The organism is Anaerophaga thermohalophila DSM 12881 (assembly GCF_000191885.1).
Classification (GTDB): domain Bacteria; phylum Bacteroidota; class Bacteroidia; order Bacteroidales; family Marinilabiliaceae; genus Anaerophaga; species Anaerophaga thermohalophila.
The window spans coordinates 1-2,067 of sequence record NZ_AEWI01000135.1 but is presented as its reverse complement, the minus strand read 5'-3'; the positions used below and the strand labels follow the sequence as shown (position 1 = coordinate 2,067).

General features: G+C 50.6%; 1 rRNA gene. It reads left to right on the top strand.

The window, feature by feature from the left end:
• Nucleotides 1-445: 445 nt before the first annotated feature.
• Nucleotides 446-1,975, top strand: a 16S ribosomal RNA gene (locus ATH1_RS19835).
• Nucleotides 1,976-2,067: the final 92 nt, after the last annotated feature.

Below are 2,067 nucleotides of genomic sequence, written 5' to 3'. Positions count from 1 at the left end.
AAAAGTCGGGTAAAAAGTATGTATTTTTGCAGCCGCTTCAGAAAAGGCTGAAAGCAGGATACAGCAAGGGAATAGGGGCGGAAGGCGCAAAAGGGAAGAAATAATTTTGCGGGGGAATGAAAAATACGCTATCTTTGCATTCGCTTTAGAAAAAGGGTTCTGCCAAGGGAGGCAGAATAAGAAAATAGAAGATGAGTGGTTAATCAGGCGAGGTTGAGGTTGCAGAAAGAGGAGTTGGCGGAATCGGAAAAGAGGCAACCATTAAAGGGATAAAGAGAAGAAACAGCCTGACGAAGAGGTACCACGCAAGAAAGTTCTTTGACACTATTGATGCAAAACCAAAAGCAAGGTAAAAGCGGACTCCGGGTCAACTTTATATAAGGGATTAAGCGAAGGCGTGAAATAGGGTAAGTTACTTAAAAGAGATTTTTAGAAAAACTTTCCTACAACGAAGAGTTTGATCCTGGCTCAGGATGAACGCTAGCGACAGGCCTAACACATGCAAGTCGAGGGGTAACAGTCCCGTTCTTCGGAAAGGGAGCTGACGACCGGCGCACGGGTGAGTAACGCGTATGCAACCTTTCTTCAACAGGAGAATAGCCCCCGGAAACGGGGATTAATGCTCCATAGGACTATATTGTTGCATGACAGGATAGTTAAAGCTTTGGCGGTTGAAGGTGGGCATGCGTAACATTAGCTGGTTGGCGGGGTAAAGGCCCACCAAGGCGACGATGTTTAGGGGTTCTGAGAGGAAGGTCCCCCACACTGGTACTGAGACACGGACCAGACTCCTACGGGAGGCAGCAGTGAGGAATATTGGTCAATGGACGGAAGTCTGACCCAGCCATGTCGCGTGCAGGAAGACGGCCCTACGGGTTGTAAACTGCTTTTGTACGGGAAGAAAAGGTCTTACGTGTAAGACATTGCCGGTACCGTACGAATAAGCATCGGCTAACTCCGTGCCAGCAGCCGCGGTAATACGGAGGATGCGAGCGTTATCCGGAATTATTGGGTTTAAAGGGTGCGTAGGCGGACTGGTAAGTCAGCGGTGAAATACTGCAGCTCAACTGAAGTTGTGCCGTTGATACTGTCAGTCTTGAGTATAGATGAGGTAGGCGGAATGAGTAGTGTAGCGGTGAAATGCATAGATATTACTCAGAACACCGATTGCGAAGGCAGCTTACTAAACTAATACTGACGCTGAAGCACGAAAGCGTGGGTATCAAACAGGATTAGATACCCTGGTAGTCCACGCCGTAAACGATGATTACTGGTTGTTTGGGCGAATGAGCTTAAGCGACTGAGCGAAAGCATTAAGTAATCCACCTGGGGAGTACGTCGGCAACGATGAAACTCAAAGGAATTGACGGGGGCCCGCACAAGCGGTGGAACATGTGGTTTAATTCGATGATACGCGAGGAACCTTACCTGGGCTTAAATGGGGAGTGACAGATCTGGAAACAGGTTTTTCTTCGGACACTCTTCAAGGTGCTGCATGGTTGTCGTCAGCTCGTGCCGTGAGGTGTCGGGTTAAGTCCCATAACGAGCGCAACCCCTGTTGTCAGTTACCAGCACGTAGCGGTGGGGACTCTGGCAAGACTGCCGGTGTAAACCGCGAGGAAGGTGGGGATGACGTCAAATCAGCACGGCCCTTACGTCCAGGGCTACACACGTGTTACAATGGCCGGTACAGCGGGCAGCGGCGCGGCGACGCGTAGCGAATCCCGAAAGCCGGTCCCAGTTCGGATTGAAGTCTGCAACCCGACTTCATGAAGCTGGAATCGCTAGTAATCGCGCATCAGCCATGGCGCGGTGAATACGTTCCCGGGCCTTGTACACACCGCCCGTCAAGCCATGGAAGCCGGGGGTACCTGAAGTCTGTAACCGCGAGGAGCGGCCTAGGGTAAAACCGGTGACTGGGGCTAAGTCGTAACAAGGTAGCCGTACCGGAAGGTGTGGCTGGAACACCTCCTTTCTGGAGAGTAACGCACCGGAAAGACGCAAGAGCGGAAATCTCAGAAGATAAAGAGGCAAAGGATAAGCTTTTACCTTGGTTTTGCATTAATA